Below are 24,169 nucleotides of genomic sequence, written 5' to 3'. Positions count from 1 at the left end.
GGCGATGGGGACGCCGCGGTGGGTCTGGATGACCGCAGCGATGCAATCGCCAGCAAGCCGGCTCCTACAATCAACCGGCCCGGCGCAGCAACCAGACCCCGGCCAGGGCGCAGACACCGGCCGGCACCAGCACCGCAAACAGCGGCGAGAAACCGAACACCAGGCTCGAAGGCCCGAGCAAATCCTGGACGATACGGAAAGTGAAGCCCACCAGTACGCCAGTGAAGACCCGCTGACCGAGGGTCACCGAACGCAGCGGACCGAAGATGAAGGAAATCGCCATCAACACCAATGCAGCGGTCACCAGCGGCTGCAACACCTTTACCCAAAACGCCAGCCAGTAACGACCGTTGCTCAGGCCCTGGTCAGCCAGGTAGTGGATGTAATTCCACAGACCGCTGATCGACAACGACTCGGGCGCCATCACCACGGTACTCAGCAGTTGCGGGCTCAGGGCGATTTCCCAGCGTTCCACAGGGGCAGTAACCACTTCGGTACTTTTGTCATGGAACAGCGTGGTCGTGACATCGGTCAGTTGCCAGTGATCGGTATCGAATTCCGCACGTTTGGCGAAGCTCGAAGACAGCATGTGGCGTTGATCGTCAAAACGATAACGGGTCACGCCGTACAACAGACCGTTGGGCTGCACGGAGTTGACGTGAATGAACTCATCACCCTGACGGTGCCACAAACCGTGCTTGGCGCTTTGCGCATCGCCACTGCCCTGGGCCAGCGAGCGGTTGGCTTGAGCGGTGATTTCCGTGGCCGGCGCGACGTACTCGCCAATCACCAGCCCTACCACCATCAGGATCAGCATCGGCTTCATCACGGCCCAGACGATCCGACCAATGGACACACCGGCGGCACGCATGATGGTCAGCTCGCTGTGACTGGCCAGACTGCCGAGACCAATCAGGCAACCGATCAGCGCTGCCATCGGTAACATGTCGTACAGGCGGCGCGGCGCGGTCAGCAACACGTAACTCAGGACATCCATCAGCGTGTAGGTATCGCTGACTTCGCTCATCTCATCGATGAAGGCGAACAGCGTTGCCAAGCCCAGAATGATCCCCAGCACCGCCAGGATCGCGATGAACACGCTGCTACCAATATAGCGATCGAGCTTATCCACGGGCCACCTCCAGCGCGCTGCGGCGACTCGCCATCTTCAAGTTCAGCGACTCCCAGTACAGCAAGCCCAGACCGATGGCCAGGAAGATTGCATGCACCCACCACAAACCCAATGCCGGCGGGATCTTGCCCTTTTCAAGGGCGCCGCGAGCGGCAATCAGGATGGTCAGGTAAGCCATATAAAGAAGAATCGCCGGCAGCAGCTTGAGGAAACGGCCCTGGCGCGGATTGACCCGCGACAGCGGCACCGCCATCAGGGTCACGATGAAGACCAGCAACGGCAAGGACAGGCGCCATTGCAGTTCGGTACGCGAACGGATGTCGTCGCTGGCCAGCAAGGAACTGGTGGTCATCGCATCACGGTCAGTCACTTCGTCGCTGACGTCCGGTTTTGGCAGCAATACACCGTACTCGTCGTACTTGATGGCGCGGTAGTCGGCCAGACCCGGATTACCGTCGTAGCGGTAGCCGTTGTCGAGAATCAGGTAGCGGTTGCCATCAGGCCTGATTTCCTGACGGCCCTTCTCGGCCACCAGTACGGAAATCCCCCGATCCTTGTTGTCGGAACTGACATTCTTTTGCGAAATGAACACGCCGCCCAGATTGATGCGGTCATCCGACAGTTGCTCGGTGTAGGTCACCCGAGTGCCGTCGCGCAAGGCCTGGAAGCGACCCGGCTCGAGGGTGTCGAACTCGGTCAGTGCATCCTGTTTGTTCAGCAGCAGCTGGAACTGGTTGGCACCTTGTGGCGCCAGGCTCAGGCTCAGCCATGCCACGATCAGGGCAACCAGGGTCGCCGGAAAAAGAGTCATGGCAAACAGACGCTGCTGGCTCATGCCAGTGGCAGACAACACGGTCATTTCGCTTTCAAGGTACAGACGACCATAGGCCAGCAGGATCCCGAGAAACAGCCCCAAAGGCAGAATCAGCTGCAGGAAGCCCGGCAGACGAAAGCCCATGATCAGGAACAGCGAGCCCGGGTCCAGGAGCCCAGAGGCCGCCTGGGCGAGGTATTTGATGAAGCGTCCGCTCATGATGATGACCAGCAGCACGGCGCTGACGGCGCTCAAGGTCAACAGGACTTCGCGGGATAGATAACGGAAGACAATCAAACCAGACACTCCAGGGTTGTCAGGCTAAGCGGCCAAACAAACAAACGTATCAGCCGGCCCGCAGGGCAGGGCCGCCGAAAAAGATGGCGCATTATCCTGTGATTGAGTGCGCCTGTCACTGCGCATGCTCAAGCAGGTACCTGAACCGCTGAAGTTCGCATAACCGAGGGTTGTCAGGCGCAGGCAGCGAGGTTCAAACTGCGGCCTTTGTCGCTGGCAACACACCGGCGCCTTTCTACTTATAGGCAAGCCTCTGCGCGTCGCGCAGTTTGACCATTAATTCAGGGACCCGGACATGGAACTGGTTGTAAAAAGCGTTAGCCCGGAAACGTTGAAGACCGCCACGTTGGTGGTCTCCGTCCGCGAAGGCCGCAAACTTGGCACCGTTGCCAAACAACTCGACGAACTGAGCGGCGGCGCTATCAGCGCAGTGCTCAAGCGCGGCGACCTGGCCGGCAAAGTCGGCCAAAGCCTGTTGCTGCACAGCCTGCCCAACCTCAAGGCCGAACGCGTGCTGCTGGTGGGCGTGGGCAAGGATGAAGAACTGGGCGATCGCCCGTTCCGCAAAATCATCGCCGGCATCCTCAATACCCTGAAAGGCCTGGGCGGCAGCGATGCAGTGCTGGCCCTGGACGAAGTGGTGGTCAAGGGCCGTGACAGCTATGGCAAGACCCGCCTGCTGGCCGAAACACTGGTGGACGGCGAGTACATCTTCGAACAGTTCAAGAGCCAGAAAGCTGACCCGCGCTCCCTGAAGAAAGTCACTCTGGTGACCATCAAGGCGGCACAGGCTGAAGTCGAACGCGCCGTGGCCCACGCCACCGCGATCGCCAACGGCATGGCCTTCACCCGTGACCTGGGCAACCTGCCGCCGAACATCTGCCACCCGACGTTCCTTGGCGAACAAGCCAAGAACCTGGGCAAAGAGTTTAAAAGCCTGAAGGTCGAAGTCCTCGATGAGAAGAAGATCAAGGACCTGGGCATGGGTTCGTTCTACGCCGTTGGCCAGGGCAGCGCCCAGCCACCGCGCCTGATCGTCATGCAATACAACGGCGGCAAGAAATCCGAGAAGCCGTACGCCCTCGTCGGCAAAGGCATCACCTTCGACACCGGCGGCATCAGCCTCAAGCCAGGCGCCGGCATGGATGAGATGAAGTACGACATGGGCGGCGCCGCCAGCGTGTTCGGCACCCTGCGTGCCGTGCTTGAGCTGAAACTGCCGATCAACCTGGTGTGCATCCTGGCCTGCGCCGAGAACATGCCGAGCGGCAACGCTTCGCGTCCGGGCGACATCGTCACCACCATGAGCGGCCAGACAGTTGAAATCCTCAATACCGACGCCGAAGGCCGTCTGGTGCTGTGCGATGCCCTGACCTACTCCCAACGCTTCAAGCCGCAAGCGGTGATCGACATCGCCACCCTGACCGGTGCTTGTGTCGTGGCACTGGGCGCCCACACCTCGGGCCTGCTGGGCAACAACGACGAACTGATCGGCCAGCTGCTGAGCGCCGGCCAAGCCGCCGACGACCGCGCCTGGCAACTGCCGCTGTTCGATGAGTATCAAGAGCAGCTGGACAGCCCGTTCGCCGACATCGCCAACATCGGCGGCCCGAAAGCCGGCACCATCACCGCCGCCTGCTTCCTGTCGCGCTTCACCAAGAACCTGAACTGGGCACACCTGGACATCGCCGGCACAGCCTGGACCAGCGGCGGCAAGGACAAGGGCGCCACTGGCCGTCCGGTTCCCCTGCTGACCCAATACCTGCTGGACCGCGCCAAAGCCTGAAACCGATGACTTGCAGCGGCGTCACTCTGGGGTGACGCCGCTTGCAACTCAGGAACCGCAATGACCAAAGTCGACTTCTATATCCTGCCCAGCGCCGATCCTTCGGCGCGGCTGGATTTCGCCTGCAAGCTCACCGAAAAAGCCTGGCGCATGGGCCACCGCATTTACCTGCATTGCAGCGATGCCGCCCAGCGTGATGCGCTCGATGCGCGGTTGTGGGCGTTCAAGGGCGAAAGCTTCGTGCCCCACGGTCCTGCCGAAAGCGAGCCGGACGGTTTGATTGTGTTGGGTCTTGGCGATGACTGCGGTCAGCATCAGGATCTGCTGGTCAATCTCGACCTGAAAGTCCCGGCCTTTGCCAGACAATTCGCCCGCGTGGCGGAAGTGGTGGTGGAAGACCCGGCGATTCGTGCGGCTGCGCGGGAGAGTTTTCGTTTCTACCGCGAACAGGGCTATCCTCTGCAAGATCACCGTTTACAGCGACTCTGAGCATTCCGATGGACACTCCAAAACCACCGCAAAAGTCCGTGCACCTGCTGGAAGACCTTGAGTCGATCCGCCAACTGCTCGGCGATGACAACCTGCAACCGCCGTTGCTGACCGACGCCGTCATTGAAGGCGACCAGGAACAGATTCCCATGCTGTTCGACACCGTCGGCCATGCGCCCCAGGCCGAACCGCCACCACCCGCCCCGGCCGCCCAGCCGGCTCCTGCCGCCAACAAGGGCCCCGATGCCCTGTTGCACCTGGATAGCGAGCTGCGCGCCGCCGCGCAATTGATCATGCAAGACGTGATCGACGACTTCGCCCCGCACATCGAAACCGAAATCAAACGCCGCCTTGATGCACGGATGGAACGGTTGCTTAGCCAGTACGAGTAACCCTGAGCCGAGCGGGCTTCTGTGGCGAGGGAGCTTGCTCCCGCTCGGCTGCGAAGCAGCCGCAAAACCCGAACACTCGGTGTACCTGATACACCTGACTTGATGGTCCGGGGCCGCTTCGCGCCCCAACGGGAGCAAGCTCCCTCGCCACGAGTCCCTTTCACAATTTGATCTGCGCCCTGTCCGCCCCTGCTCGCCCTACGCCCCGTGCCCCGCTATACTTCCCGGCTTTTCCTGAATAAATGCCAATAGGGTCCCGCCGCGCATGGATAAGACCTACCAGCCGCACGCCATTGAAACTTCCTGGTACAACACCTGGGAGTCCGAGAACTACTTCGCCCCTCAAGGCGAGGGCGAGTCCTACACCATCATGATCCCGCCGCCGAACGTCACCGGCAGCCTGCACATGGGTCACGGCTTCAACAACGCGATCATGGACGCCCTGATCCGTTTCCGCCGTATGCAGGGTCGCAACACCCTGTGGCAGCCAGGCACCGACCACGCCGGTATCGCCACGCAAATGCTGGTGGAGCGTCAACTCGAAGCTCAGGGCCAGAATCGCCACGATCTGGGCCGTGAGAAATTCCTCGAGAAAGTCTGGGAATGGAAGGATCAGTCCGGCGGCAACATCAGCCGTCAGATCCGCCGCCTCGGCTCGTCCGTGGATTGGAGCCGTGAGCGCTTCACCATGGACGACGGCCTCTCGGAGGCGGTGAAAGAAGCCTTCGTGCGCCTGCACGAAGACGGTCTGATCTATCGCGGCAAGCGTCTGGTCAACTGGGACACCAAGCTGCACACGGCGATTTCCGACCTTGAAGTGGAAAACCACGACGAGAAAGGTTTCCTGTGGAACCTGAAGTACCCGCTGGCCGATGGCGCCAAAACCGCTGAAGGCAACGACTACCTGATCGTCGCGACCACGCGTCCGGAAACCATGCTCGGCGACGCCGCCGTGGCCGTTAACCCGAACGATGAACGCTACAAAGCCCTGATCGGCAAATTTGTCGAGCTGCCGCTGGTTGGCCGCCGCATCCCGATCATCGCCGACGATTACTGCGACCCTGAATTCGGCACCGGCTGCGTGAAAATCACCCCGGCCCACGATTTCAACGACTACGAAGTCGGCAAGCGCCACAACCTGCCGCTGCTGAACATCTTCGACAAAAACGCCCATGTGCTGCCTGCGGCCCAGGTGTTCAATCTCGACGGCACACTGAACGAGAGCATCGACGGCAAGATCCCGGCCGAATACGCCGGCCTCGACCGCTTCGAAGCGCGCAAGCAGATCGTGGCAGCGTTCGAAGCCGCCGGCCTGCTGGTCAGCGTCGACGACCACGCCCTGAAAGTGCCTAAAGGCGACCGCTCCGGCACCATCATCGAGCCGTGGCTGACCGACCAGTGGTACGTGTCCACCAAGCCATTGGCCGAGCCGGCCATCGCCGCGGTTGAAGACGGCCGCATTCAGTTCGTGCCAAAGCAGTACGAAAACATGTACTTCTCGTGGATGCGCGATATCCAGGACTGGTGCATCAGCCGTCAGCTGTGGTGGGGCCACCGGATTCCGGCCTGGTACGACGAGTCGGGCAAGGTCTACGTCGGTCGCGACGAAGCCGAAGTGCGTGCCAAGCACAACCTCGGGCCGGACGTTGCGCTGCAACAAGACAACGACGTTCTGGATACCTGGTTCAGTTCGGGCCTGTGGACCTTCTCCACCCTTGGCTGGCCGGAGCAGACCGAATTCCTGAAGAAATTCCACTCCACCGACGTGCTGGTGACCGGTTTCGACATCATTTTCTTCTGGGTTGCCCGGATGATCATGCTCACCATGCACCTGGTGAAAAACGAAGACGGCACGCCGCAGGTTCCGTTCAAGACTGTTTATGTGCACGGCCTGGTGCGTGACGGCCAGGGCCAGAAGATGTCCAAGTCCAAGGGCAACGTCCTGGACCCCCTGGACATCATCGACGGTATCGAGCTGGAAGAGCTGGTGCAGAAACGCACCTCCGGCATGATGCAGCCGAAACTGGCGAAGAAGATCGAGAAGCAGACCCGCGACGAGTTCGCCGAAGGCATCGCCAGCTATGGCACCGACGCCCTGCGCTTCACCTTCTGCTCGCTAGCGTCCACCGGTCGTGACATCAAGTTCGACATGGGCCGCGTCGAAGGCTATCGCAACTTCTGCAACAAGATCTGGAACGCCGCGCGCTACGTACTGGACAAGGGCGAAGACTGCGGCCAGAACGGCGAAGCCTACGAGCTCTCGCTGGCGGATCGCTGGATCATCTCGCAGTTGCAACGCACCGAAGTCGAAGTGACCCGTCAACTCGATCAGTTCCGTTTCGACCTGGCGGCACAAGCCTTGTACGAGTTCATCTGGAACCAGTATTGCGACTGGTACCTGGAACTGTCCAAGCCTGTGCTGTGGGACGAAAACGCGCCGGTCGAGCGTCAGCGCGGCACCCGTCGCACCCTGGTTCGAGTGCTGGAAGTCGCTTTGCGCCTGGCTCACCCGTTCATGCCATTCATCACCGAAGAAATCTGGCAACGCGTCGCACCGCTGGCCGGTATCCAAGGCAAGACGATCATGCTGCAACCGTGGCCAGTGGCTAACGAGGAACGCATCGATCCGGCCGCCGAAGACGACATCGAATGGCTCAAGGGTCTGATGCTCGGCACCCGTAACATCCGCGGTGAAATGAACATCGGTCCAGGCAAGCCGCTGAACCTGTTCCTGAAAAACGTCAGCGCCGAAGATCAGCGTCGACTCACCGAGAACGAAGCCCTGCTGAAGAAGCTGGCGCGTCTGGAATCGATCACTGTTCTGAAGGCTGGCGAAGAAGCACCACTGTCCGCCACCGCACTGGTTGGCGAGATGGAAGTGCTGGTACCGATGGCCGGCCTGATCGACAAGGACGCCGAACTGGCGCGCCTGGACAAGGAAATCCTGCGTTTGCAGGGCGAGGTTCAGCGCGTCGGCGGCAAGCTGTCCAACGCCGGTTTCGTCGACAAGGCCCCGGCCGAAGTCATCGAGAAGGAACGCGCCAAACTGGCTGAAGCTGAACAGGCTTTGGGCAAGCTGGCGGAGCAACATGCGCGGATTGCCAGTTTGTAACGGCACATCGCAATAAAACAGGGAGGCCCCAGCGGCCTCCCTTTTTTATGCCCGCCACATACTCCCAAACACCCGCTGCCACAGGGACATACAGCGATCTTCACAATTGGGTGAGCAGCAGCTGGATGTGGGACAATACCCGCCACTTTTAGCCATACCCGAATCGACCTCGCCCATGACCGCCCCCAGCACACCCAAACCTGCGCGCAAAAAGCCTAAACCCGCGACCCCGGCCAAAGCCGTGGAGCCACGCGAGAAGGCCAGCCTGCACCCGCGCAATCGCCATCAGGGTCGTTACGACTTCCCGGCGCTGATCAAGAGCACGCCGGAACTGGCGAAGTTCGTGATCATCAATCCGTACGGCAAGGAGAGCATCGACTTCGCCAGCCCGGACGCGGTGCGAGTGTTCAACCGGGCGCTGCTCAAGGCGTTCTATGGCATCGCCCATTGGGACATCCCGGCCGACTACCTGTGCCCGCCGGTTCCGGGCCGTGCCGACTACGTGCACTTCCTGGCCGACCTGCTGGCCAGCGTCAACGACGGCGAGATCCCTCGCGGCGCGCCGGTCAAGGTGCTCGATATCGGCATGGGCGCCAACTGCGTCTATCCGCTGATCGGCTACAGCGACTACCGTTGGCACTTCCTCGGCTCGGAAATCGACCCGATAGCCGTAGCCTCAGCCAAAGCCATCGTGCAGTCCAACGGGCTGAACAAAGCCATCCAGCTTCGCCAGCAAACTAATCCCAAGCACATTCTGTTGGGCTTGCTCGAACCCGGCGAACGCTTTGACCTGACGATGTGCAACCCGCCGTTCCACGCCTCGATGGACGAGGCGACCAAGGGTAGCGTGCGTAAATGGCGCGCGCTGGGCCGCGCCGACCCAAAACGCAAACTGCCGGTGCTGAACTTTGGTGGGCAATCGGCCGAACTGTGGTGTGAAGGTGGCGAGGCACGGTTTGTGACGCAACTGATCGCCGAGAGCGCGCACTTTCAACACAAAGTGCTTTGGTTCAGCACCCTGGTCTCGAAAGCCTCGAACCTGCCGGCGATCCAGACGGCGCTGAAAAAGGCCGGCGTATTGGAAAGCCAGGTCGTGGAAATGTCCCAAGGGCAGAAGCAAAGTCGCTTCGTCGCCTGGACCTTCCAGACCAAATCCGAGCAACAGGTCTGGCGCGAGCGCTGGGCCCGCAAAAGCTGAGTAACAACCGAGACAGCGATTGAGCCTGATCAATCGCTGAATCGCAGACACAAAAAAACCGTGCCCGGATTGCTCCGGAGCACGGTTTTTTTAACAAGTCTTACTTGTTGACAGCGTCGGTCAGGCCTTTGGCCACAACCAGCTTGATCACTTTCTTGGCAGCGATTTCGATGGCAGCGCCAGTCGAAGGGTTGCGGCCGGTACGGGCAGGACGCTCAGTCACTTTCAGCTTGCCGATACCTGGCAGAGTGATTTCGCCGCCGTTTTCCAGCTGATCGGCAACGATTTGGCCCAGTTGGTCCAGAGCGTTACGCGCGGTGGTTTTTGGCGCGTCGATAGCTTCAGCGATGTCGGCGATCAGTTGGTCTTTAGTAAGAGCCATTGTAGTGTTCCTTCCCTATCAAATTCATATGGATTGCAGAGTGCAGTGTCAGCCATCGAGCCCGATCTTCTGGATCTGGCACCCTCGGCCATAACCACGACGAGTCGGGGTTATAGATACCGAAATCAGGGTTTGGTTCGACCTGACAAATGCTGAATGCACGCTTAACGCAGTGACTTCGCGTAAGACCGGGCAAAACTAGCACAGAGACGGGGAAATATCCGCCTCTAGCTACCCATTTGGTCAGCTTTATTGCTCTAAATCGGGAAAAAATCACATCAGGGTCGCCGCAGAGCTTCGAATTGCCCTTCGGACCACGCCAAAACCAGTGGTTGCGGTACACTGGGCGCTTTTTCGGGGGAGCACGCCCTCCTCTCTCCAATCAGCCGAGAAGCCCATGCCGATCCGTCATTGCATCGTCCACCTGATCGACAAAAAACCCGACGGCACACCCGCAGTTCTTCACGCCCGCGACTCTGAACTGGCTGAGTCCGCGGCCATCGAGAACATGCTCGCCGACTTGAACGAAAGCTATAACGCCAAACAGGGCAAAGCCTGGGGGCTGTTCCATCCGGAGTCCGGTGCGTTTCCATTCAGCGGCTGGCTGAAGGAATACCTCGACGGTGGTCGTGATTTCACGGCCTTCAGCCGGGTGGCGGTCGAGCATCTGCAAAAGCTGATGGAAGAATCCAACCTCTCGGTCGGTGGCCATGTGCTGTTCGCGCATTACCAGCAAGGCATGACCGATTACCTGGCCATCGCCCTGCTGCACCACAGCGAAGGCGTGGCGGTGACCGATCAGCTGGACGTGACCCCTTCGCGACATCTGGACCTTGGCCAGTTGCACCTCGCAGCGCGGATAAACGTCTCCGAGTGGCAGAACAACAAACAGTCCAAGCAGTACATCTCGTTCATCAAAGGCAAGAATGGCAAAAAGGTTTCGGAGTACTTCCGCGACTTCATCGGCTGCCAGGAAGGCGTCGACGGCCCCGGTGAAACCCGCACTCTGCTCAAGGCGTTCAGTGACTTCGTCGAAAGCGAAGACTTGCCGGAAGAGTCCGCGCGTGAGAAGACCAAGACCCTGGTGGATTACGCCAGCAGCCAGGCCAAAATGGGCGAGCCCATGGGCCTGGAAGAGTTGTCCGAACTGATCGACGAAGATCGCCCGAAAGCCTTCTACGATCACATCCGCAACAAGGACTACGGCCTGTCCCCGGAGATCCCGGCGGACAAGCGCACCCTGAACCAGTTCCGCCGCTTCACCGGCCGCGCCGAAGGCCTGTCGATCAGCTTCGAAGCGCACCTGTTGGGTTCGAAGATCGAATACGACGAGGAGGCCGGCACGCTGATCATCAAAGGCCTGCCGACCCAACTGACCGACCAGCTCAAGCGACGCAACTGATGCTCGGTGGCGTGTTGAAAAAATTCCTGCTGATCCTGCTGGTGGTCGTGGTTTACCAGAACTGGGGCAAGATCGAGCGGGTGCTTCACCCCTCGCAGGTGGTGTCCGAGCAGACCCAGGCCAAGGCCAACGTCGTGCTCTACGCCACTGACTGGTGCGGCTACTGCAAGCTGACCCGGCGCTTCCTCGATCAGAAAGGTATTCCGTACAAGGAATTCGATATCGAGAAGGATGCCGTGGCGCGCAAAGCCTATGAGGCACTCGGCGGACGCGGGATTCCGATCATCGATGTGAATGGAACGTTGATTCGCGGGTATGACCCGGACCAGGTGCTTGCGGCGCTGAAATAACCATCAGCTTCAAACAATCCTGTGGCGAGGGGGCTTGCTCCCTCGCCACAGATCGTAACCAATCCCATCTTCGGTGATGCCAGGTTACTGCGCTTCGATACGAAACCCGAACCGCGGAAAGTGCACATGCACCACACCGGCCCGCTCGTCTTCACGGCGCAGAATCAACTCTTCGCTGCCGGCAAACATCAACTCACCCGCCACCGGATCAACCCCGTAATCGGTCGCTGCAATCACCACCTGCTGGCCAACCTCGAACCCGTTCGGCTCATCGAACTGCTCATCCGGCAACGGGGCCGGTGTGGCATTGCGGGCAATCTCTAGCGCTTGCTCGGCCGTCATCTCGCTGAATGCGCCATGACCAAAACCCATCACGCGGCCAAACCACGCCGAAACGGCCGGATAAGCATCCACTAACGGTGACGTCACGTGCGTCGCCTTGAGGAACCACAGCGAGTGAGCCAGGGCAAAGTCGGCAATCGACGGTTCGCCGAACAGGAAGTCCCCCTGCTCACGCTCAAGCTGCTGCTCCAGACGCGCCATGATCGTTGGCCACTGATGCTTTGCCTGCTCGGCCGACAACCGAGTGGCACTGCCACCGCTGAACAAGCCGGAGCGATCGGCCAGAAATGCCTTGATCGCTTCCGGCGACAATTTGCCGAAGCGCACCGCTACCGATTCTGGCTGGAACACCAGACTGACCGCATGCTGGAACACCACCGAATCGGCCCACGCCGCAAAGGTCGCCGTGACCATTTCCTGGCCTTCCGGGAAAAACGCCGGTGAAGCTTTTTCCTGCTCCAGACGACGAGCGATCAACGCGGTGTCGCAATAGACATCAGCACCGATCTGCAACACCGGCGTCTTGCGGTAGCCGCCGGTCAGGGCCGTCAGGTCGGGTTTTGGCATCACCGGCGAGATCATCACAGAGCGCCAGGACAACCCCTTGAAGCCCAGCAGCAAGCGGGCCTTTTCGGCGAAAGGGGACGTCGGGTAATGATGCAGAATCAACTCGGACATGCTCGGCTCCGCCGCTCGGATAAGGAGCCCGCAGCTTAACGCGCAATCGGCAGGCAGCCTACCCATCTGCCTGATGGGCGCCTATCAGTCAGATTGATAAGCCCGCAGCCGCACTCGCCACCAGACATTCCTTGGCGCTTTTCTTGAGTTTCTTGATCAAACGCTCCTGGCGCAGCGCTTCGCCTTTATCGCGGCAGCGCTCGGTATAAACCAGCGCCACGGCCGGGCTCGACAGGAAGAAGCGCGCGCCCTTGCCACTCTGATGGGTGGCGAAGCGACGTACGGGATCGTCGCTGATCCCGCAGTAGAGCGAACCATTGGCCGCGCGAACGAGGTAGACGAACCAGGGTTTGCTGACAGGCACCGACGGTTCGGCGGCAATGACGGAAGATTCGCTCGAGGTGCTCACGTGACGATCAAGGCTTGAAAGAAAACAAGCTGCGATCTTATCAGCGACTGGCCTGGAATGCCTTCAACCCCTTCAAGGCCTGAGCACGCACGGCGTTACCTACCAGCGGGGTCCAGCCTAACAACAGCCCTTTGAAACCCAGTGCCTGACGCGACCAGCGCCACAGATCAAAACTGTCGTGGTGCTCGCAGATCTTGCCGTCGCGGAACACGAATCGCGCCTGAATGTCATTGACCACGATATTGCCGGTCTGGCTGAACAGGTACGTCGCCACCCAATGGGCGCCACCAGTGCGCTCATCGCTGCGCACGTTATCGAAGGTCAGGGAGAAGTCCTTGGCGCGGGTGGTGAGCATGCGCCACATATCGCCGGCATCGCGCCCGCGCAGTTCGCCGAACGCCGGATCACTGAACACCACGTCGTCGGTGTAGCAGGCGCTCATGGCCTCGGCATCCAGCCGCTGGAAGGCTTGATAGAACCGGGTGATCAAGGCGTCGTGGGCGTCACTCATGGGCAGGCTCCGGAAAATAGGCAGATTGCCAGCACGATAATCTGCAAACGGACGAAACACCATCAGCATTCGCCCCCCGAATACCGACAGTGTGTGCGAATCAGATCTTTTCGCTTTCGACCTGCACATACAGCGAACGCCCTGCGCCGAGGCCGGCGATGATCGCGCCGAGACCAATGACACCGAAGATCCAGCCCAGGGCGCTCCAGCCGCCAGTCCAGTCATGCACCACACCGACTGCGAACGGCCCCATGGATGCCAGGGTGTAGCCGAAACCCTGGGCCATGCTCGACAGGTTGGCGGCGACATGGGCATCCCTCGAGCGCAGCACGATCAGGGTCAATGCCAGGCTGAACGTAGCACCCTGCCCCAGTCCCAGCAGGATTGCCCAGCCCCACAGACCTTCGATCGGCGCATACAGGCAACCGAACAAGCCGCCGAGGGTCATTGCCATGACGATCACGATCGCCAGTCGCTGATCCTTGCCACGGGTCGCCAGCCACGGTGCCGCCAACGAGCTGATCAACTGGACAATCACCGACCCCGACAGCACCAGACCGGCCTGGGTTGGCGTCAGACCGCGACCGATCAGAATCGACGGCAGCCAACCGAATACGATGTAAGCCAGAGACGATTGCAGGCCCATGTACAAGGTCACTTGCCAGGCCAGCGGATCGCGCAACAGGCCTCGGACCCGATAGGCAACGTTATGTGCGCCGTGTTTCTGACCGACTTGCGGCAGCCAGAACATCGCCGCGACCAAGGCCGGAACCACCCAGAAGCCAAGGCCCAGCGCCCAACTCTTGTCGAAATGTTCGCTCAACGGCACGGTCGCGCCAGCCGCCATGGCCGCGCCCAGGCACAGGGCCATGGTGTAGACGCCGGTCATGGTGCCGGCCTGTTTCGGGAAGTCGCGCTTGACGATACCGGGCAGCAGCACGCCGATCACCCCAATGCTGGCGCCAGCCAGCACGCTACCGGCGAACAGGCCGACCTCGCCGAACGAACTGCGCAAAATGATCCCGCTGGCCAGCATCAGGAGAATCCCCAGCACCACCCGCTCGGCACCAAAACGTCGCGCAAGCACCGGCGCCAACGGCGCGAACAGACCAAGGCAAAGCACCGGCAAGGTGGTCAGCAAACCGGCCTGGGCAGCCGATAGCCCCAGTGTTTTCGAGACCTCGCTGAGCATCGGCGCCATGCTCGACAGCGCCGGACGCAAGTTCAGCGCCACCAGAATCAGCCCCAGCAGCAACAGCCACGGACGCCGCAGGAGCGGGTGACTTCGCTGAACCTCTGCATCATCGGCCTCGGCATCGATCAACAGCTCTTCGAGCTCCGCCGTCCGCTTGAGCTCAGTGGTGCGGCTGTGGCTCGCCTGCTGACTGGACATCGGATTCTCGGTTTCAAGGTTCATTGATCAATTGCCTCATCAGGGCTTTGGCCCGTTCCGGGTCGCGTTGTTCGACGGCATCGAGCAGCTCGATATGCAGGTCGAACACCGCTTGGCGTCGGGGGGTGACGTTCAGGGTCTGACGCAACTGCGCGCCCACGACGCTGGAGAAATAGCGATACAGCTCGCTGAGGGTCGGGTTGTGCGCCGCGTCCACCAGACGACGGTGGAACACTAGGTCACAGGCGATGTAGGTGTCGAGATCGCCGTGGTAGTGACTGCCGCTGACGCCCAGCGCCTCGCGCAACGCCACCAGGTCTTCATCGGTGCGGCGTAATGCAGCCAGACCGATGGCTTCGACTTCCAGAATGTGCCGGGTTTCCCGAGCCTGTTCCTGAGAGCAGCGGGACAGCGCCTTCATCGTATCCAAAGGATCGACTACCGCCCGCACGTAGCTGCCGTCGCCCTGGCGGATCTCGATCAACCCGGAAAACGCCAACACGCGCATGGCTTCGCGCACGGTGTTGCGACTGATGCCCAGCTCCGTCGCCAATTCCGGCTCGGTGGGCAAGCGCTGGCCGACCGTCCAGACACCTTGATTAATGCGCAGGCGCAACTGGTCCAGGGCCTGATCGACCAAGGACCGTTTAATTAATGGAGAAATATCTGACATAGAATTCGCCCTTTCATCCAATCATAGGATGAATTTTCTGACATGTTAGTCAGCTTCGTCCGACAAGGCAACGGGCTCACGCAAACCCTGTAGGAGCCGGCTTGCTGGCGATGGCGATCGTACCGACACATTCAGAACTGAACTTTGGCAATGCCCCTCACTATTGCGTACTAGCCTTCTGTTTCTCTCAAAACACAGGAGGGCAATGGAATGCCCGATCTTCCCCATGCCAATCGCTTACGCGCCGGACGTTATTCCCAAACCGGCCAAATCTACCTGCTGACAGCTGTCACCTGGAATCGCACCCCGTTTTTTACTGACTGGCGGGCAGGACGTCTGGTGGTAGACCACTTTCGTCAGGCGCAGACAGAAGAATGGGTCGATTCCCTCGCCTGGGTGGTGATGCCCGGCCATTTTCATTGGCTGGTCGAACTGAAGAACAACTCGTTGTCGGCGTTGGTGCTGGCAACCAAATCGCGCAGCGCGCGGGCGGTAAACGCGCGACTGGAGCGCAGAGGGATGGTATGGCAGAGAGGTTTCCATGATCGCGCGATTCGCCGTGAAGCGGATCTGCAAGCGGTCGCCCGATACATCGTTGCCAATCCATTGCGTGCGGGGCTTGTCACACGTGTGCACGATTACCCATTGTGGGATGCCAAATGGCTATAGCCGGGATACTCGGTGGCGTCTGGTATGCCGCCATCGCCAGCAAGCCGGCTCCTACAGGGTTCGCGGTCAGCAGGTGGAGCGTTTCATTGGAGCAAAAAAAACCCGGAACAGAGTCCGGGTTTATTTCACTGCCAAGCGCCTATCAATGCAGGATCTGGCTCAGGAACAACTTCGTCCGCTCGTTCTGCGGGTTGTCGAAAAAGTCGTTCGGCGCGGCCTGCTCGACGATTTCACCCTTGTCCATGAAGATCACGCGGTTGGCCACGGTACGGGCGAAGCCCATTTCGTGGGTCACGCAGAGCATGGTCATGCCGTCTTCGGCCAGGCCGATCATGGTGTCCAACACCTCTTTCACCATCTCCGGGTCGAGTGCCGACGTCGGTTCGTCGAACAGCATGATTTTCGGTTTCATGCACAGGGCACGGGCAATCGCCACACGCTGTTGCTGACCACCGGACAGTTGCCCCGGGTATTTATGCGCCTGCTCTGGAATGCGTACGCGCTCCAGGTAATGCATGGCGATTTCTTCGGCCTTGCGCTTGGGCATCTTGCGTACCCACATCGGCGCCAAGGTGCAGTTCTGCAGAATGGTCAGGTGCGGGAACAGGTTGAAGTGCTGGAACACCATGCCGACTTCACGACGGATCGCTTCGATCTGCTTGAGGTCGTTGGTCAGTTCCACGCCATCGACCACGATACGGCCCTGCTGGTGTTCTTCCAGGCGATTGAGGCAACGGATGGTGGTGGATTTGCCGGAACCCGACGGGCCGCACAGCACGATACGCTCGCCCTGCTTGACGTTCAGGTTGATGTCTTTCAACACGTGGAACTGGCCGTACCACTTGTTTACGCCCTGCATCTGAATAATGCCTTGAGGACTCACAGGCTGTTTGATCGCTTCACTCATAAACTACGCTCCTAACGCTTGTGGCCAGTGTCCAGCTTGCGTTCCAAATGCATGGAATAGCGGGACATACCAAAACAGAAAATCCAGAACACCAGGGCCGCGAACACATAGCCTTCAGTGGCCATGCCCAACCATTTCGGGTCGGCGGCGGCTTGCTTGACGCTGTTGAGCAAGTCGAACAGGCCGATGATGATCACCAGGCTCGTGTCCTTGAACAGCGCAATGAAGGTGTTGACGATGCCAGGGATTACCAGCTTCAGGGCTTGCGGCAAAATCACCAGGCCCATACTGCGCCAGTAACCGAGGCCCATTGCCGCAGCCGCTTCGTACTGACCTTTAGGGATCGCTTGCAGACCGCCACGCACCACCTCGGCGATGTACGCCGACTGGAACAGGATCACGCCGATCAACGCCCGCAGCAATTTGTCGAAGTTCATGCCTTCGGGCAGGAACAACGGCAACATCACCGACGACATGAACAGCACCGTGATCAACGGCACACCGCGCCAGAACTCGATGAAGGTCACGCAGACCACCCGAATCGCCGGCATGTTCGAACGACGGCCCAGGGCCAGCACGATACCCAGCGGCAGTGCGCCGACGATACCGACGGTAGCGATCACCAGGGTCAGCATCAGGCCGCCCCACTGGCTGGTCGCCACCTGGCTCAGACCGAATACACCACCGTGCAGCAGGAGGTAGGCAATGATCGGATAGAGCACCAGAAAGCTCAGGCCGTAGATTGCCTTGTGCGGAACACGTGCGATGAACAACGGCGCCACGCCGATAACTGCCAGCCACACGGTCAGGTCCACGCGCCAGCGCAAGTCCACCGGGTAGTAGCCATACATGAACTGGCCGAAGCGCTGCTCAATGAACACCCAGCAAGCGCCGGCCTTGGTGCAATCGGCACGGGTGGTGCCGACCCAATTGGCGTCGAGGATCGCCCAGCTCACGAGAGGCGGAACTATCAGGTAAATCAGATAGAACGCGAACAACGTCAGCAGGGTGTTGATCCAGCTGGAAAACATGTGCGCCCGCATCCACGCCACGACACCGATGCTGCTGCTCGGTGGAGGCATGTCGGGTTTGAAAGTATGAGTCGTCATGCGCTCTTCCTTACCGCTCGATCAGCGCAATGCGCTTGTTGTACCAGTTCATCAGCAGGGAAATGCTGATACTGATCGCCAGGTACACGCTCATGGTGATGGCAATGACTTCGATCGCCTGTCCGGTCTGGTTCAGCACCGTACCGGCAAACAACGACACCATCTCCGGATAACCGATACCGGCCGCCAGCGAGGAGTTTTTCGCCAGGTTCAGGTATTGGCTGGTCAGCGGCGGAATGATCACACGCAGGGCTTGCGGGATGATCACCTTGCGCAGGGTCGGACCGTTGCGCAGCCCCAGCGAGTGAGCCGCTTCGGTCTGGCCGTGGCTGACCGACTTGATGCCCGAACGCACGATTTCGGCGATGAACGCCGCGGTGTACACCGTCAGGGCCAGGGTCAGTGCCAGCAGTTCAGGGATCAGCACCCAGCCGCCTACAAAGTTGAAACCTTGCAGCTGTGGCATTTCCCAATGCAGCGGCGCACCGAAGATCAATGCGCACAACGCAGGGATCACCAGGAACATTGCCAGGCCTACCCAGAATTTGTGGAACGGTACGCCGGTCTCTTCGAAACGCTTGTTGGCCCAGCGGCACATCAGCACGATCGCGACAATGGCCACGACGATGCTCACCACAAACGGCCAGAAACCGTTCGCTGTCAACGCTGCCGGCATGTTCAGGCCGCGGCTGCTGACGAAGAAGGTGTCGCCGAAGTTATGGCTATTGCGCGGCCCTGGCATGGTGAGAAACACCGCGAAGTACCAGAACAGGATTTGCAGCAGCGGCGGAATGTTACGGAAGACCTCGACATAAACCGTCGCCATCTTGGCAATGATCCAGTTCTTCGAGAGTCGTGCCACACCGACGATGAAACCGAGGATCGTCGCCAGGATCACGCCGATGAACGTCACCAGCAAGGTGTTGAGCAGGCCGATGACAAACACCCGGGCATAACTGTCCGATTCGGTGTAGTCGATCAGGTGCTGAGCGATGCCGAAACCGGCGCTGCGCTCAAGAAAGCTAAAACCGGAGGTAATGCCCCGGTGTTGCAGGTTGGTTTGAGTGTTGTCGAACAGGTACCAACCCATCCCGACCACGGCGAGAACCGTAATGATCTGAAACAGCCACGCACGCACTCGCGGATCGCTGAGGCTGAACCTCTGCTTTGGTGCGCCGATTGAATTTTGCATGAAGTGCCCCGGAAATAATGGAACAGAACATCACCCGGTGGTTGGCCCACCGGGCGATAGAACCATCAGCGCACTGGTGGTGCGTATTGAATGCCGCCGTTGGTCCACAGGGCGTTCAAGCCACGATCGATTTCCAGCGGAGTGCCCTTGCCGAGGTTTCTCTCGAAGACTTCGCCGTAGTTACCGACCTGCTTGACGATTTTCACCACCCAGTCTTTCGGCAGCTTCAGATCCTTGCCGTACTCACCGTCGGCGCCCAGCAGACGAGCAACGTCCGGGTTCTTGGTCGACTTGGCTTCTGCCTCGACGTTCTTCGAAGAGATACCGGCTTCTTCTGCGTTGAGCATCGCGTAGCCAACCCAACGAACGATTGCCAGCCACTCATCGTCGCCGTTACGCACGACCGGCCCCAAAGGCTCTTTGGAGATGGTTTCAGGCAGAACGATGTAATCTTTCGGCGAGGCCAGTTTGCTGCGCTGTGCATACAACTGGGACTTGTCGGAGGTCAGCACGTCGCAACGACCGGATTCCAGCGACTTGGCGCTTTCATCGGAAGTGTCGAAGGTGATCGGGGTGTACTTCAGGCCGTTGGCGCGGAAGTAGTCGGACACGTTCAGCTCGGTGGTGGTACCGGCTTGAATACAGATGGTCGCGCCATCCAGTTCCTTGGCACTTTTCACGCCCAGCTTGCTGTTGGCCAGGAAGCCTACGCCGTCGTAATAGGTGATGAAGCCAGGAAACTTCAGGCCCATGCCCGCATCACGGGAGCTGGTCATGGTGGAGTTGCGCGACAGCATGTCGATTTCGCCGGATTGCAGAGCAGTGAAACGCTCCTTGGCATTCAACTGGCTGAATTTGACCTTGGTCGCATCACCAAACACTGCAGCAGCTACAGCGCGGCAGAAGTCAGCATCGATGCCAACGATCTTGCCGGTAGAGTCCGGAACCGAGAAACCCGGCAAACCGTCACTCACACCGCACTGTACAAAACCTTTCTTCTGCACTGCATCCAGGGTTGCACCCGCCTGAGCGAACCCACTGACACCGAGCACTGCAGCTGCAGTCACGACGGCCAGGGTGGATTTCAACATCTTCATTCAAACCTCCAGTTTTGCTCTTGTTGTGTCGGAGCTTGAGCCCTGTCGCACCCTTTTGAGGCGTTGCTGACCCTTGTTGGCTTTTTTTAGGGTCAACCGACGTAAGGACCGTCGCTATGAGTCTAGTAGGAGAAAATCCACATCATGGATAACTCACTTCTCACCAATCGGCCGAACGGGCTGTAGCCCTTTCACGTTCGCGAAGCCCGTAGCGGCCACTGGCGAACATCCATCACCGGATTCTTTGCTATCCCACGACTAGCCATACACTGATAGTGTTACCGCCAGGCACGAGATTGGTTGCACAGGGTTCCCCATAGCAAAGCCCGTACCAGACCGCTCGCTAAAGCGATTCAGCGACAGGTCAATAGCAAAACTTTCAACCTTGCGACATCTTCTTAACTGATCAACCGATGGCGCACTCGAACCTCGCACACAATGAGAGCGCACGCACAACAATGGAGCAGACATGACCGAGCCCCTGATTCTTCAACCCGTCAAGCCCGCAGACGCCTGCGTAATCTGGCTGCATGGGCTGGGTGCCGACCGCTACGATTTTTTGCCGGTAGCTGAAGCGTTACAGGAAAACCTGCTCACTACCCGTTTCGTTTTGCCCCAGGCTCCGACCCGCGCCGTCACCATTAATGGTGGCTACGAGATGCCAAGCTGGTACGACATATTGGCCATGAGCCCGGCACGCGCCATCAGCCGCGAGCAGTTGGAGGAGTCCGCGCAACGGGTCGTGAATTTGATTGAAGTGCAGAAGGCCGGCGGAATAGACGCCTCGCGGATCTTTCTCGCCGGTTTTTCCCAGGGCGGCGCCGTGGTTTTGCACACAGCCTTCCTGAAATGGCAGGGACCGTTGGGCGGTGTACTTGCGCTCTCGACTTATGCCCCGACATTCAGCGATGAACTGGAGCTTTCCGCCAGCCAGCAGCGCATTCCCGTGTTGTCGTTGCATGGTCAGTATGATGACGTCGTGCAAAACTCCATGGGCCGGACCGCCTACGAGTATTTAAAGCAGCATGGTGTCACCGTGACATGGCAGGAATACCCAATGGGCCACGAAGTGTTACCCGAAGAAATTCGCGACATCGGCGTCTGGCTCGCCGAGCGTTTGCGCTAAAAGCTACCCTTTGATCCATCGCACTACGCCGCGCCCGATTCTTGCATTACACTGGCCGGCGTACATTCCTTAACCAATTGATGAGATGACCGTGCTCAAAGCACTCAAGAAAATGTTCGGTAAAAGCGAGGCTGAGCAGCTCGCGCCAGGCTCCAGCGCTCCTTCTCATACCCCCAGCCACCGTACCGACGGTAATCAGCCTGGCCGGACCGCAACCGTAGCGGCACCGAAACACGAGCCGGTGACCACACCGACCGCCCCCTCTGCTCCGGCCATTGCCTCTGAACAGCCGCGCAGCGAAGCCCCGAAACCGGCAAAACCACGCCGCGAACCGAAGCCAAAGGCGCCGGTCATCCCCTGGAAACTCGAAGACTTCGTCGTCGAACCCCAGGAAGGCAAAACCCGCTTCCACGATTTCAAACTCGCCCCCGAACTGATGCACGCCATTCAGGACCTGGGCTTTCCTTATTGCACGCCGATCCAGGCACAGGTGCTTGGCTTCACCCTCGCGGGCAAAGACGCCATCGGTCGCGCCCAGACCGGTACCGGCAAAACCGCCGCGTTCCTGATTTCGATCATCACGCAGCTGCTGCAAACCCCGCCACCCAAAGAACGCTACATGGGTGAACCGCGAGCATTGATCATCGCCCCGACCCGGGAACTGGTGGTGCAAATCGCCAAGGACGCGGCCGACCTGACCAAGTACACCGGCCTCAACGTCATGACGTTTGTCGGCGGCATGGACTTCGACAAGCAGCTCAAGCACCTCGAAGCCCGTCACTGCGACATCCTCGTGGCCACTCCGGGCCGCTTGCTCGACTTCAACCAGCGCGGCGACGTGCACCTGGACATGGTCGAAGTCATGGTGCTGGACGAAGCCGACCGGATGCTCGACATGGGTTTCATCCCGCAGGTGCGTCAGATCATTCGCCAGACTCCACCGAAGAACGAGCGTCAGACGCTGCTGTTCTCCGCGACCTTCACCGACGACGTGATGAACCTGGCCAAGCAATGGACCACCGACCCGTCGATCGTCGAGATCGAAGCGCAGAACGTGGCCAGCGAAAACGTCGAGCAACACATCTACGCAGTGGCCGGCGCCGACAAGTACAAACTGCTCTATAACCTGGTCAACGATAACGGCTGGGAACGGGTGATGGTCTTCGCCAACCGCAAGGACGAAGTGCGGCGCATCGAAGAACGCCTGGTGCGCGATGGCGTCAACGCCGCGCAACTGTCCGGCGATGTGCCGCAGCACAAGCGTATCAAGACCCTGGAAGGTTTCCGCGAAGGCAAGATCCGGGTTTTGGTCGCCACCGACGTGGCCGGTCGCGGCATTCACATCGACGGCATCAGCCACGTGATCAACTTCACCCTGCCGGAAGTCCCGGACGACTACGTGCACCGCATCGGTCGTACTGGCCGTGCCGGCGCCGATGGTGTGTCCATCAGCTTTGCCGGTGAAGACGACTCCTACCAGCTACCGTCCATCGAGGCGCTGCTGGGTCGCAAGATCAGTTGTGAAACGCCACCGACGCATCTGCTGCGGGCGGTTGAGCGCAAGCGCCCATAACAAAGGTCGCAGAATAAAAGGCGCAGCCGGAGACGGACTGCGCTTTTTTTTCGTCCGGTTTTTTCAACAGGAGCTTGCTCGAGACAACTAAAAGTCCATAATGGACAAATTAGTTTACTTTCAGCACCCGGAGTCGACCATGCCCAGCACGCCTTACGTGATCACCCAACCCCAGGCCCGCGAACTGTTGGCGCAAGTCGACGTGCCGCAGATCCTGCGCAAGCTGTTCCGCGACCTGGCCGCCGGGCAAGCCGTGCAACCGGCCCAGCAGTTGGTGGAATTCCCGAAAGGTGCCGGGGACTTCATCAACTACTTGGGCGTGCTGGCCGAAGACGGCGTGTATGGCGTCAAGACGTCGCCCTACATCGTGCGTGAGCAAGGCCCATTGGTGACCGCCTGGACGCTGCTGATGTCGATGCAGACCGGCCAGCCGCTGCTGCTCTGCGATGCCGGTGAACTGACCACCGCACGCACCGCGGCGACGACGGCGGTGGCGGTCGATGCCCTCGCACCGCTGAAGGTCCAACGCCTGGCGATCATCGGCAGCGGCAAAGTGGCCCAGGCGCACCTGCACTATGTGAAGAACCTGCGAGACTGGCAAAGCATCAGCCTGTATTCACCGAGCTTGCGCGGCAAGAACGCCGAAACGCTGGCGCAACTCGAAAGCCTCGATCCACGGCTGACCCTCGCCGACAGTTGCGACAACGCGATACAAGACGCTGACGTAATCATGCTTTGCACTTCGTCCGCCGGACCGGTGATCGACCCGTCTATTCTGAGCAAACCGGCGCTGATCACGTCCATCAGCACCAATGCTCCGCGTGCCCATGAAGTGCCGCCGCAGAGCCTCAATGACATGCAGGTATTCTGCGACTATCGCCAGACGACCCCGGGCTCGGCCGGCGAAATGCTGATCGCCGGTGAACAGCATGGCTGGGACAAGCGCTCGATAGTCGGCGACCTGCCCGACTTGCTCAGCGAAAAAGTGCAGCGCCCGGACTACGACCGACCTGTGTTTTTCCGCTCCATCGGCCTGGGCCTGGAAGACATCGCACTGGCCAATGCCATTTACCGCCTACTGGGCTAACACCCGCTCCCACAGGGATCCCCAACAATTTCGGCATTTACGCCCCATC

At 59.8% G+C, this 24,169-nt stretch carries 23 protein-coding genes; 11 read left to right on the top strand and 12 right to left on the bottom strand.

Annotated elements, in window-relative coordinates:
- Positions 1–70: 70 nt before the first annotated feature.
- Together lptG and lptF are read right to left on the bottom strand one after the other, a co-directional pair.
- Positions 71–1,132 carry an LPS export ABC transporter permease LptG gene (gene lptG / locus ACEN8R_RS00750; RefSeq protein WP_018927093.1) on the bottom strand — a complete coding sequence of 354 codons (1,062 nt, stop codon included), beginning with the start codon at positions 1,130–1,132 and terminating at the stop codon, positions 71–73.
- Positions 1,125–2,243, bottom strand: a complete 1,119-nt coding sequence (lptF, locus tag ACEN8R_RS00745) for an LPS export ABC transporter permease LptF (RefSeq protein WP_258612657.1) — start codon at positions 2,241–2,243, stop codon at positions 1,125–1,127. Before lptF ends, lptG begins: the two co-directional genes overlap by 8 nt.
- 295 nt (positions 2,244–2,538) lie before the next feature.
- On the opposite strand from lptF, the gene ACEN8R_RS00740 reads away from it, so the two are divergent.
- The 5 genes from ACEN8R_RS00740 to rlmF all read left to right on the top strand — a co-directional run bounded on the left by ACEN8R_RS00740 (position 2,539) and on the right by rlmF (position 9,220).
- Complete coding sequence (locus ACEN8R_RS00740; protein WP_495624531.1) at positions 2,539–4,029, top strand: leucyl aminopeptidase; 1,491 nt, start codon at positions 2,539–2,541, stop codon at positions 4,027–4,029.
- 60 nt (positions 4,030–4,089) lie between these two features.
- Entirely contained in the window at positions 4,090–4,518 is a 429-nt protein-coding gene (locus ACEN8R_RS00735; RefSeq protein ID WP_018927096.1) for a DNA polymerase III subunit chi, read from the top strand.
- 8 nt (positions 4,519–4,526) lie between these two features.
- Positions 4,527–4,910, top strand: coding sequence for a hypothetical protein (locus tag ACEN8R_RS00730; RefSeq protein ID WP_028940332.1), 384 nt, complete (start codon positions 4,527–4,529; stop codon positions 4,908–4,910).
- A gap of 265 nt (positions 4,911–5,175) precedes the next feature.
- A complete protein-coding gene (locus ACEN8R_RS00725; protein WP_495624530.1) occupies positions 5,176–8,022 on the top strand; it encodes a valine--tRNA ligase in 2,847 nt (948 codons plus the stop codon).
- A 175-nt stretch (positions 8,023–8,197) separates the two neighbouring features.
- The gene (gene rlmF, locus ACEN8R_RS00720; protein WP_018927099.1) at positions 8,198–9,220 is read left to right on the top strand and encodes a 23S rRNA (adenine(1618)-N(6))-methyltransferase RlmF; all 1,023 of its coding nucleotides are present in this window, start codon (positions 8,198–8,200) and stop codon (positions 9,218–9,220) included.
- Between the two features lie 100 nt (positions 9,221–9,320).
- On the opposite strand, the gene ACEN8R_RS00715 is transcribed toward rlmF, so the two are convergent.
- The gene (locus tag ACEN8R_RS00715) at positions 9,321–9,602 is read right to left on the bottom strand and encodes an HU family DNA-binding protein (protein ID WP_007905514.1); all 282 of its coding nucleotides are present in this window, start codon (positions 9,600–9,602) and stop codon (positions 9,321–9,323) included.
- Positions 9,603–9,999: 397 nt separating this feature from the next.
- On the opposite strand from ACEN8R_RS00715, the gene yejK reads away from it, so the two are divergent.
- Positions 10,000–11,004 (top strand): nucleoid-associated protein YejK, encoded by a 1,005-nt coding sequence (gene yejK / locus ACEN8R_RS00710; protein WP_018927100.1) that lies wholly within the window; start codon positions 10,000–10,002, stop codon positions 11,002–11,004.
- A complete protein-coding gene (locus ACEN8R_RS00705) occupies positions 11,004–11,354 on the top strand; it encodes a glutaredoxin family protein (RefSeq protein WP_018927101.1) in 351 nt (116 codons plus the stop codon). The genes yejK and ACEN8R_RS00705 overlap by 1 nt, the downstream gene beginning before the upstream one ends.
- Positions 11,355–11,438: 84 nt before the next feature.
- On the opposite strand, the gene ACEN8R_RS00700 is transcribed toward ACEN8R_RS00705, so the two are convergent.
- The 5 genes from ACEN8R_RS00700 to ACEN8R_RS00680 form a co-directional block, all read right to left on the bottom strand.
- Positions 11,439–12,374: a glutathione S-transferase family protein gene (locus ACEN8R_RS00700; protein WP_018927102.1), complete on the bottom strand. Its 936-nt coding sequence runs from the start codon at positions 12,372–12,374 to the stop codon at positions 11,439–11,441.
- Between the two features lie 88 nt (positions 12,375–12,462).
- Positions 12,463–12,783: a GIY-YIG nuclease family protein gene (locus ACEN8R_RS00695; RefSeq protein WP_018927103.1), complete on the bottom strand. Its 321-nt coding sequence runs from the start codon at positions 12,781–12,783 to the stop codon at positions 12,463–12,465.
- 40 nt (positions 12,784–12,823) lie between these two features.
- Positions 12,824–13,294: a nuclear transport factor 2 family protein gene (locus ACEN8R_RS00690; RefSeq protein WP_495624529.1), complete on the bottom strand. Its 471-nt coding sequence runs from the start codon at positions 13,292–13,294 to the stop codon at positions 12,824–12,826.
- A 100-nt stretch (positions 13,295–13,394) separates the two neighbouring features.
- Positions 13,395–14,711, bottom strand: a complete 1,317-nt coding sequence (locus ACEN8R_RS00685; RefSeq protein WP_495624528.1) for a CynX/NimT family MFS transporter — start codon at positions 14,709–14,711, stop codon at positions 13,395–13,397.
- The gene (locus ACEN8R_RS00680; protein WP_028940339.1) at positions 14,701–15,360 is read right to left on the bottom strand and encodes a FadR/GntR family transcriptional regulator; all 660 of its coding nucleotides are present in this window, start codon (positions 15,358–15,360) and stop codon (positions 14,701–14,703) included. The genes ACEN8R_RS00685 and ACEN8R_RS00680 overlap by 11 nt, the downstream gene beginning before the upstream one ends.
- A 210-nt stretch (positions 15,361–15,570) precedes the next feature.
- On the opposite strand from ACEN8R_RS00680, the gene ACEN8R_RS00675 reads away from it, so the two are divergent.
- The gene (locus tag ACEN8R_RS00675; protein ID WP_258612662.1) at positions 15,571–16,029 is read left to right on the top strand and encodes an REP-associated tyrosine transposase; all 459 of its coding nucleotides are present in this window, start codon (positions 15,571–15,573) and stop codon (positions 16,027–16,029) included.
- Between the two features lie 142 nt (positions 16,030–16,171).
- Here the strand turns inward: ACEN8R_RS00675 and ACEN8R_RS00670 are convergent, their stop codons facing one another.
- The 4 genes from ACEN8R_RS00670 to ACEN8R_RS00655 all read right to left on the bottom strand — a co-directional run bounded on the left by ACEN8R_RS00670 (position 16,172) and on the right by ACEN8R_RS00655 (position 20,334).
- Positions 16,172–16,936 carry an amino acid ABC transporter ATP-binding protein gene (locus ACEN8R_RS00670; protein WP_007936266.1) on the bottom strand — a complete coding sequence of 255 codons (765 nt, stop codon included), beginning with the start codon at positions 16,934–16,936 and terminating at the stop codon, positions 16,172–16,174.
- Between the two features lie 11 nt (positions 16,937–16,947).
- The gene (locus ACEN8R_RS00665) at positions 16,948–18,045 is read right to left on the bottom strand and encodes an amino acid ABC transporter permease (protein WP_018927108.1); all 1,098 of its coding nucleotides are present in this window, start codon (positions 18,043–18,045) and stop codon (positions 16,948–16,950) included.
- Between the two features lie 10 nt (positions 18,046–18,055).
- On the bottom strand, positions 18,056–19,237 hold the full coding sequence (locus tag ACEN8R_RS00660) for an amino acid ABC transporter permease (RefSeq protein ID WP_019581093.1): 1,182 nt from the start codon (positions 19,235–19,237) through the stop codon (positions 18,056–18,058).
- Positions 19,238–19,302: 65 nt separating this feature from the next.
- A complete protein-coding gene (locus ACEN8R_RS00655) occupies positions 19,303–20,334 on the bottom strand; it encodes an amino acid ABC transporter substrate-binding protein (protein ID WP_018927110.1) in 1,032 nt (343 codons plus the stop codon).
- 469 nt (positions 20,335–20,803) lie between these two features.
- On the opposite strand from ACEN8R_RS00655, the gene ACEN8R_RS00650 reads away from it, so the two are divergent.
- The 3 genes from ACEN8R_RS00650 to ACEN8R_RS00640 all read left to right on the top strand — a co-directional run bounded on the left by ACEN8R_RS00650 (position 20,804) and on the right by ACEN8R_RS00640 (position 24,120).
- Positions 20,804–21,460 (top strand): alpha/beta hydrolase, encoded by a 657-nt coding sequence (locus ACEN8R_RS00650; RefSeq protein WP_018927111.1) that lies wholly within the window; start codon positions 20,804–20,806, stop codon positions 21,458–21,460.
- A gap of 85 nt (positions 21,461–21,545) precedes the next feature.
- Complete coding sequence (gene rhlB / locus ACEN8R_RS00645; protein WP_018927112.1) at positions 21,546–23,033, top strand: ATP-dependent RNA helicase RhlB; 1,488 nt, start codon at positions 21,546–21,548, stop codon at positions 23,031–23,033.
- 139 nt (positions 23,034–23,172) lie between these two features.
- A complete protein-coding gene (locus ACEN8R_RS00640) occupies positions 23,173–24,120 on the top strand; it encodes an ornithine cyclodeaminase family protein (protein WP_495624527.1) in 948 nt (315 codons plus the stop codon).
- The last annotated feature ends 49 nt before the right edge of the window (positions 24,121–24,169 follow it).

Source organism: Pseudomonas sp. Pseusp15, assembly GCF_059492165.1.
This window is presented reverse-complemented; position numbering and strand designations above follow the sequence as displayed.

Coding starts and splice junctions, on each gene's coding strand:
- ACEN8R_RS00740 (WP_495624531.1), top strand. CDS start 2,539: ATGGAACTGGTTGTAAAAAGCGTTAGCCCGGAAACGTTGAAGACCGCC.
- ACEN8R_RS00735 (WP_018927096.1), top strand. CDS start 4,090: ATGACCAAAGTCGACTTCTATATCCTGCCCAGCGCCGATCCTTCGGCG.
- ACEN8R_RS00730 (WP_028940332.1), top strand. CDS start 4,527: ATGGACACTCCAAAACCACCGCAAAAGTCCGTGCACCTGCTGGAAGAC.
- ACEN8R_RS00725 (WP_495624530.1), top strand. CDS start 5,176: ATGGATAAGACCTACCAGCCGCACGCCATTGAAACTTCCTGGTACAAC.
- rlmF (WP_018927099.1), top strand. CDS start 8,198: ATGACCGCCCCCAGCACACCCAAACCTGCGCGCAAAAAGCCTAAACCC.
- ACEN8R_RS00715 (WP_007905514.1), bottom strand. CDS start 9,602: ATGGCTCTTACTAAAGACCAACTGATCGCCGACATCGCTGAAGCTATC.
- yejK (WP_018927100.1), top strand. CDS start 10,000: ATGCCGATCCGTCATTGCATCGTCCACCTGATCGACAAAAAACCCGAC.
- ACEN8R_RS00705 (WP_018927101.1), top strand. CDS start 11,004: ATGCTCGGTGGCGTGTTGAAAAAATTCCTGCTGATCCTGCTGGTGGTC.
- ACEN8R_RS00700 (WP_018927102.1), bottom strand. CDS start 12,374: ATGTCCGAGTTGATTCTGCATCATTACCCGACGTCCCCTTTCGCCGAA.
- ACEN8R_RS00690 (WP_495624529.1), bottom strand. CDS start 13,294: ATGAGTGACGCCCACGACGCCTTGATCACCCGGTTCTATCAAGCCTTC.
- ACEN8R_RS00685 (WP_495624528.1), bottom strand. CDS start 14,711: ATGAACCTTGAAACCGAGAATCCGATGTCCAGTCAGCAGGCGAGCCAC.
- ACEN8R_RS00680 (WP_028940339.1), bottom strand. CDS start 15,360: ATGTCAGATATTTCTCCATTAATTAAACGGTCCTTGGTCGATCAGGCC.
- ACEN8R_RS00675 (WP_258612662.1), top strand. CDS start 15,571: ATGCCCGATCTTCCCCATGCCAATCGCTTACGCGCCGGACGTTATTCC.
- ACEN8R_RS00670 (WP_007936266.1), bottom strand. CDS start 16,936: ATGAGTGAAGCGATCAAACAGCCTGTGAGTCCTCAAGGCATTATTCAG.
- ACEN8R_RS00665 (WP_018927108.1), bottom strand. CDS start 18,045: ATGACGACTCATACTTTCAAACCCGACATGCCTCCACCGAGCAGCAGC.
- ACEN8R_RS00660 (WP_019581093.1), bottom strand. CDS start 19,237: ATGCAAAATTCAATCGGCGCACCAAAGCAGAGGTTCAGCCTCAGCGAT.
- ACEN8R_RS00655 (WP_018927110.1), bottom strand. CDS start 20,334: ATGAAGATGTTGAAATCCACCCTGGCCGTCGTGACTGCAGCTGCAGTG.
- ACEN8R_RS00650 (WP_018927111.1), top strand. CDS start 20,804: ATGACCGAGCCCCTGATTCTTCAACCCGTCAAGCCCGCAGACGCCTGC.
- rhlB (WP_018927112.1), top strand. CDS start 21,546: ATGACCGTGCTCAAAGCACTCAAGAAAATGTTCGGTAAAAGCGAGGCT.
- ACEN8R_RS00640 (WP_495624527.1), top strand. CDS start 23,173: ATGCCCAGCACGCCTTACGTGATCACCCAACCCCAGGCCCGCGAACTG.